Raw genomic sequence first — 6,451 nt, forward strand, 5'->3', positions numbered from 1 at the left:
GATCCAGAGCACCGGGGTGTTGCCGACCACGTGCTCGGGGGCGTGGCAGGTGGCTCCGGTGATCAACTGGCTGAGCGAGGTGGTGGCGATCTGCGATGAATTGAGGGTGTGTGTCATGATCCGTTTCCCATGCTTGCGATGTGGTCGACTCGCTTTTGGGCACGCGGAAGCGACGGCTCACGCCGATCGTGTCGAGCTTTGAGTCGTTGCCAAGGGGCCCGGTGGGCTGGCTTCTATATGCGGGAAACGGATTTGAGAACGAGCAACACAGCCCCCGGCGGCGGGCACACCGGCCGCGAAGATCGCTGGGCGGGCGGCGGTGGGAGTGTCGCGGACACCTCAGTGATCATCGGGTCGCCGACGGCAGGGCCGGTCTGCGGCAGGGGGCGCACATCGGTGATCTGCGCCCCGGTGGCCGCGCCGCACAAGCGATGATCATGATCGGCGGGAAGGCGAGGGCACGGTGCGTGCTCGTGCGACACCGCGGCGACCGCGGAGGGGGTTTCGGTGTTCGAGTCGCCGACGGAGGTCACAGTCTGCACGCCGGGCGCATGATGGTGCGCCGCATGAGCGTGGGCGGCGACGTACAGCGCCAGATGGATCAGCACGACGATGCCGAGTACGGTCAGGCACAGCGCGAAGGCGACGCCTCCACACCGCGCGACCCGCCGCATCGATCCGATCATGACCACGAACATACATTACCCTGTGTGACTATTCACATCCGGGCTGTGATTTAGTGTTCCGGGAGGGCGTCCACGAGCGGGCGGCACCGGCTCGCAGAGCACAGCAGGCCTCGCGGCCTTTCTCGCGTATGAGGGCGCCGGTCGGATCGGCCCAAGCCCAGGCCCATCAGGCCGGCTGGCAGCGGCCCGGTCCACCCCAACACCGCGCGGCGGATCGAAGGCGGGCCGCACCCGGCCACCATCACCCCGTCCTTCTGAGAGGTGATTTCGGGAATGGAGTGTCCACGAGCCGGGTGCTCTCTTCACAGGCGCGGGTCACCCGGGCGCGGGCCGGTAGCCTTCATCGTGGGAAACAACCAGGACAGAGGCGAAGGGGCTGACAGGTGCGGCTCGGCAACCTGGAACGTTCGATCATGGAAGCGTTGTGGAACCATCCCGAGGGCATGTTCGCCCAGGACCTGGCCGACGCTCTGCCCTCGGCGCCTGCGGTCACGACCGTGTTGACGGTGCTGGTGCGGCTGTCGCGCAAGGGCCTGGTCACCCGGGAGCGCAGTGGCCGTGCCCATCTGTATCGCGCCGCGGGCGGCAAGGACGTCTTCGTCGCCGAGGCCATGCGCCAGGTACTGGACGGCGCCGGTGATGTGGAGGCCGCGGTCAGCCGTTTCGTCGGCAGCGTGTCACCGCAGGTGGCCGCCGCGCTGCGCGAGGCGCTCGACAACCGGGATCTGGGCAAGACGTCGTGATCGTCTGGCTGGTCGCCGCGGCCGTGGCGCTGGTGCCGCTGCTGGCAGGAGGCCGGCTCGCCGAGCGGCTCGCCGGCGCCGGGTGGACGCATCGCTGTCCCCGCGCTGCCCTGGTCATGTGGCAGGCGATCGGGCTGGCCGGCGGACTGGGAGCGGTCGGCATCGGCCTGGTGGCCTCGGTGGCGCCGCTCGCAGCGGTGTTCCCGCACGGTGCGCACACTCTGATCCGTCAGATTCTCGACGGGCGGGGGCTGGACGGTCTGGGGCCGGCGCACATCGTCGCGCTGGTGTGGAGCGCCGGTCTGATCGGCTGGTTGTCGTTGCACACCGTGCGGGCCGCGGTGCGCACGGTCCGAGCCCAAAACAGGCAGCGGTTGCTGGTGGATGTCGCGGCCGACCCGTCGGTGCTCCACGACGTCTATGTGCTGCCCGGCGCCCGGCCGGTGGCCTACTGTATTCCCGGCCGCCGGGCCCGTATCGTGCTCAGCGCAGGAACGCTCGACCTCCTCGATGCCGAGGAGACCGAGGCGGTGCTCAGCCATGAGCGGGCGCATGCCGCCGGGCGCCACGATCTGTTGCTGCTTCCGTTCCTGGCGCTCGCGCAGGCCTTCCCCTGGCTTCCCGCCGCGAGCACGGCCCGCCGGGTCGTCCCCGTGCTGTTGGAGATGCTGGCCGACGACCAGGCCCGCCGTGTACACGGAGAACTGCCGCTGGCCCGCGCGCTGGTGCGGATGGCCGCCCCGGCCGGTCCTACCGCGGCGGGCGGCCTGGCGCTGGCCGACACGGCGGTCGTTCACCGCGTGGAACGCCTTTTGCGCGGTCGCCCCCAGCAGCCGGGCTGGGTGCCGGCCATCGCCTACTGCGCCGCCGGCCTGCTGCTGAGCGGCCCCTTGGCCGTGCTGGTCGCGCCCGTGCTGTGTATCACCATCTGGCGGATCTGAGGCGCCGGGCCGCCACAAACCACAGGGGAAGCCTTTAGGAGAGCGCCGGTGACAGGCGGCCCAGCGCCGGAAGGAAGCGGCCCGTGATGGAGGCGTAGGTGAGCTGGTCCGATCCGTGGGTGCGGATCAGGTAGGGCTCCTCGACCACGCGGACCTGCAGTTCGATCCACGGCAGTATCACCGAGAACCATCAAGATCATGCCCATGTCTCGATGCACTAGAAAGTGTGCATATTCCATCTGATGCGGTATTCGCATCGGTGACATAGGTGTTCTCGCAGGTCGGATGCGATCTTCGGCGTGAATGTCGGGGCCCTGGTAGTGCCTTGACTGTTGAGCTTCTGACCTGCGGGTTCTGGGGTTTCCGGGACGCCGTCTCGCATTGAGTGCGAGGGGGGTTGATAGCTCGCCAGAAGGTCGACATCGATGGCGCGGCGCACCTGGTCCTGGCCGACGGGGTAATGCTGCTGCACCCGGCGGAGACGGTGTTAGAGGCGATGCTGACGGGGCGGTTCCGGCAGCAACGCAGTCGAATGCTCTCGGTGGGCACGGCGACCGCTCGTCTGCACCTGGTACGGCGGTTCATAGCCTTCACCGGGACCTTCCCCTGGCAGTGAGACCCTTCCGATGTTGAAGACTGGGCCGGCGCTCTCCTGTCGGAGTAGAGCCTGCCGGACGGGCCGAGGCCCCATGTGACGTCGGCCAGGTCGAGCCTGCAGTCATCGTTCACACGCAGCCCGACATTGGCCATCAGCCGGCAGGCCGCGTAGGTCCGGGCGGCTGGACCGAACTTCCGGCAGGTCGACACCTCCCCGCCGGCCGGAGCCGGCCGACCCTCGCGAGTCATCGACGTGCGTCGGATGGCGAACCGGCCTGGCGGTGGGTTCAGCGCGAGCGCGTTCTCGGGTGATCGGGAATCTCCGCCCGGGGATATGACAGATGTCATGGCTGTTCGGTGCACGATGCACCGAAACCGATGGCGGCCGACACTGCCACCGAGAGACCGGCGCTGGGAAGTTGAGTCCATGGCGCATAATCCACTGAGCCCCAACGTCAGAATCCAGCCTCGCGTAGGGCTGGGGGTGCTCGGCTACTTCCTCTACCTCGCGGTCTTCTACGCGATCTTCGTGATCAACGGGGTCGATTACACGCGCGTCGGCGAGAGCGAGCAGACCCTGCTCCTCTGGTACGTGCTCCCGCTGACCGGCGGTGCGATCCTCGCGATCATCGTGGTCTCGATCTACGGCTGGTGGGGTCCGGCAATCCACGAGCGCCGCTCCCTGTCGCGCTGGGCGATGACTCTGCCGATCATCATGATGATCATCGCCGTCGTGAACCTGCTGTTCGGCGAGTTCGGCCGCGTCACCCCCTTGATGTGGGTCTTCCTGATCATCGGCAGCGCGCTGGTCGGCTTCAACGAGGAGATGATCAATCGCGGCCAGCTCATCGTCGCCCTGCGCAGCCGCTTCGGCGAGACCGGCGTGTGGCTGCTGTCGACTGCGATGTTCGCGGTCTTCCATCTGCCAAACGTCTTCCTTGGCATCGGTCTGGGCGGCATCGTGCAGGTGTTCTTCGCGTTCGGTCTCGGCTCGATCTTCTACCTCGCCCGCCGCTCCACCGGCTGGCTCATCTCGGGTATGGTGCTGCACGGTTTCTGGGACTTCACGGTCTTCTCGACCCACAGCTCGGCCTTCCCGCTCGCGGGCATGGCTGCGCCGCTCCTGGCGATTGTCGGCGCGATCACTGTGCCGATCGTCCTGGCCCGCGAGAAGCGCCGTAACGCCACGCAGGTCGTGGTGGGCAACGTCCCGGCGACACAGGGCTGACAAACCCTCGTGTCCCGTCCCCGCTCCGCACCTTGGCGGGGCGGGGCACGGGCTCCGCTCCTGACGAGCGTTTCGCCGCCCTGCTCGGCGAATGGTCCGGTGCGGAGGAGTGTTCGCGACGGCGTGGACATCGGCCGAGACGGCTCAGGCGGCACTCGCGATCGAGCCCGGCCCTGCGAGCATCCTCGTCGGCTAAGAGGTCCTAACGCAATGCGACGACCCCGACTACCAGGTGCAGGTCCGCCTCGCGGGCAACCCGCACTACCCCCGCCGTGCTGGCCACGCTGGCCCGATCGCACCGTGTGATGCAGGTGCGTCGCGAGGTGGCCCAGAACCGGAACTGCCCCCACGAGGTCTTGCAGTGTCTGCGGGTCCGCGGCGCAGGTATGCCGCCGCGCGTACGCTCACTCGATCGTCGACTGGCGCGCCCGGTAGGGCGGCCTGCCGGGCAGCGACGATCAACGGGCCGTCCCCGCACGCAGCGCACGCCAGCTCGCCGACCGCCCCGGACGGGACCGCCGTAGTACACGGGAGAAAATAGGGCGGATATGGCTGGGCAGGCTCCTAAGCTGGGGATCTTCGGGCTCTGGCGGGAGGTACCTGGTGGTCGCTCCGGTATTCACGGACGAGGAACTGGAGTCTCTGCGGCGGTTCCCGGAGATCGGCTGGGACGAGCCGGACCGGTTCTTCACCCTCGCTCCGTCTGACGTTGGGTTTATTAGAACTCAGCACGTTTCCGGGTGTCGAGAATGTGGCGGTGGCTCCGTCCTAGGCACACCAGTGGCCACGACGGGCCGCGCGACGAAGAAGGAGAACCACCATGACGATTCAGCGGATGGACAACGTCGGCATCGTCGTCGACGACCTCGACGCTGTAATCGCGTTCTTCGTGGAACTCGGCATGGAGCTAGAGGGCAAGGCACTGGTCGAGGGGCGTTGGGCGGCACGTCTCGTCGGGCTCGACGACCAACGAGTCGACGTGGCGATGATGCGGAGCCCGGACGGCCACGGGCGGATCGAGCTGGCGAAGTACCACACGCCGAAGGCGATCAGCGGCGTGCCGGAGGACGCCCCGGCGAACACGCTGGGCATTCGCCGCATCATGTTCGCGGTCGACGACATCGACGACGTCATCGCCCGCCTGCGCACCCACGGCGCCGAACTCGTCGGCGAGGTGGTGCAGTACAAGGACATCTACCGGCTCTGCTATATCCGCGGCCCCGAGGGCATCGTCGTCGCACTGGCCGAGGAACTCGGCTAACGGCCACCAGAACGATCCGCTGGATGGACCGAGAACGACAACGGGAGGAGTAACCGTGCGACCGAACGAGATCACCGAGGTACTGAACCGACCGATCAGTCAGGAGTTGCTGGCTCGCGACGTGACCCGCTTGGCCTACGTCGCCAAGGACGGCACACCTCGCAATGTCCCGATCATCTTTACCTGGAACGGCTCGGAGATCGTCATGTGCACGTCGAAGAACGCTCCGAAGCTTCAGGCCTTGAGCGAGAACCCGATGGTTGCCCTGACAATCGACACCGAGGTGCACCCGCCCAAGATCTTGCTCATCCGGGGTCGGGCCGAGCTGGACTTCGTCGACGGCATCCCGGACGAGTACCTCCAGGCGACCAGCACCTACGAGATGACGCCCGAGCAACGGGTCGACTGGGAGGCGGAGGTGCGTTCGCTCTACCACGACGGCATGGTCCGGATCGTCGTGACCCCGAACTGGGCGAAGCTGATCGACTTCGAGACGACTCTGCCGAGCGCGGTCGAGGAGCTGGTCCGGCAGCGGGAGGGGCGTCAGCGCGGCTGAGCGGCGCGAGGTCGCTCGCATGGGGGGATCGCCCACGCCTCAACCCCACCGCGGTGCGCGGAGTCTGTGAAATCCGCCGGGAAATGTCGCGGTGGGATGTCGAGAACCAGGGCGGCGAACCGTTCGATGCCGCCTGGACCGGCAGCGATTCCGAGGCGGCGGCCGAGATCGCCGCCTCCACCAAGGCGCTGACCGCTGCGGGCTTCCGGATCGAGCCCGACGACGAGGACGCGCAGGTCATCCAGGTCAGGGTCTAGGCCGACGGACCCCTTGCTCGCGACCTGCAGCGCTCTCTGTCACCGAGGCGGGGGCCGGATGCGCGTCGGCAACCACCCCTGTCACGCCGGCGCGGCGGGTTCCGGATCAATTCGCCGGCAACCGGGCATAGAACCGCGCGGGATCTGCCGCGAGCGAAGCCTTCACGTAGCGGCTCACGTCA

The 6,451-nt window shown here is 67.7% G+C and carries 9 protein-coding genes; 7 read left to right on the forward strand and 2 right to left on the reverse strand.

Going from position 1 to position 6,451, the window contains the following annotated elements; translation table 11 throughout:
• Window positions 1–233: 233 nt before the first annotated feature.
• The gene (locus ABT130_RS46480) at window positions 234–698 is read right to left on the reverse strand and encodes a hypothetical protein (protein ID WP_350966334.1); all 465 of its coding nucleotides are present in this window, start codon (window positions 696–698) and stop codon (window positions 234–236) included.
• A gap of 371 nt (window positions 699–1,069) precedes the next feature.
• Between ABT130_RS46480 and ABT130_RS46485 the strand changes: the two genes are divergently transcribed.
• Entirely contained in the window at window positions 1,070–1,429 is a 360-nt protein-coding gene (locus tag ABT130_RS46485; RefSeq protein ID WP_350966335.1) for a BlaI/MecI/CopY family transcriptional regulator, read from the forward strand.
• Window positions 1,426–2,370: a M56 family metallopeptidase gene (locus tag ABT130_RS46490; RefSeq protein ID WP_350966336.1), complete on the forward strand. Its 945-nt coding sequence runs from the start codon at window positions 1,426–1,428 to the stop codon at window positions 2,368–2,370. Before ABT130_RS46485 ends, ABT130_RS46490 begins: the two co-directional genes overlap by 4 nt.
• Window positions 2,371–2,404: 34 nt before the next feature.
• Here the strand turns inward: ABT130_RS46490 and ABT130_RS46495 are convergent, their stop codons facing one another.
• Window positions 2,405–2,551 (reverse strand): hypothetical protein, encoded by a 147-nt coding sequence (locus ABT130_RS46495; RefSeq protein WP_350966337.1) that lies wholly within the window; start codon window positions 2,549–2,551, stop codon window positions 2,405–2,407.
• A 216-nt stretch (window positions 2,552–2,767) separates the two neighbouring features.
• Between ABT130_RS46495 and ABT130_RS46500 the strand changes: the two genes are divergently transcribed.
• The 5 genes from ABT130_RS46500 to ABT130_RS46520 all read left to right on the forward strand — a co-directional run bounded on the left by ABT130_RS46500 (window position 2,768) and on the right by ABT130_RS46520 (window position 6,269).
• Window positions 2,768–2,986: a hypothetical protein gene (locus tag ABT130_RS46500; protein WP_350966338.1), complete on the forward strand. Its 219-nt coding sequence runs from the start codon at window positions 2,768–2,770 to the stop codon at window positions 2,984–2,986.
• Window positions 2,987–3,394: 408 nt separating this feature from the next.
• Entirely contained in the window at window positions 3,395–4,195 is an 801-nt protein-coding gene (locus ABT130_RS46505; protein WP_350966339.1) for a CPBP family intramembrane glutamic endopeptidase, read from the forward strand.
• An 835-nt stretch (window positions 4,196–5,030) separates the two neighbouring features.
• Window positions 5,031–5,456 carry a VOC family protein gene (locus ABT130_RS46510; protein WP_451935827.1) on the forward strand — a complete coding sequence of 142 codons (426 nt, stop codon included), beginning with the start codon at window positions 5,031–5,033 and terminating at the stop codon, window positions 5,454–5,456.
• A gap of 55 nt (window positions 5,457–5,511) precedes the next feature.
• Window positions 5,512–6,012 carry a pyridoxamine 5'-phosphate oxidase family protein gene (locus tag ABT130_RS46515; protein ID WP_350966340.1) on the forward strand — a complete coding sequence of 167 codons (501 nt, stop codon included), beginning with the start codon at window positions 5,512–5,514 and terminating at the stop codon, window positions 6,010–6,012.
• An 83-nt stretch (window positions 6,013–6,095) separates the two neighbouring features.
• Complete coding sequence (locus ABT130_RS46520; RefSeq protein WP_350966341.1) at window positions 6,096–6,269, forward strand: hypothetical protein; 174 nt, start codon at window positions 6,096–6,098, stop codon at window positions 6,267–6,269.
• Window positions 6,270–6,451: the final 182 nt, after the last annotated feature.

It is taken from the genome of Streptosporangium sp. NPDC001681 (genome assembly GCF_040298085.1).
Taxonomy (GTDB): domain Bacteria; phylum Actinomycetota; class Actinomycetes; order Streptosporangiales; family Streptosporangiaceae; genus Streptosporangium.

Bases quoted from the DNA above. Each gene is read 5' to 3' on its own strand.
- ABT130_RS46480 (WP_350966334.1), bottom strand. From the start codon at position 698: ATGTTCGTGGTCATGATCGGATCGATGCGGCGGGTCGCGCGGTGTGGA.
- ABT130_RS46505 (WP_350966339.1), top strand. From the start codon at position 3,395: ATGGCGCATAATCCACTGAGCCCCAACGTCAGAATCCAGCCTCGCGTA.
- ABT130_RS46510 (WP_451935827.1), top strand. From the start codon at position 5,031: ATGGACAACGTCGGCATCGTCGTCGACGACCTCGACGCTGTAATCGCG.
- ABT130_RS46520 (WP_350966341.1), top strand. From the start codon at position 6,096: ATGTCGCGGTGGGATGTCGAGAACCAGGGCGGCGAACCGTTCGATGCC.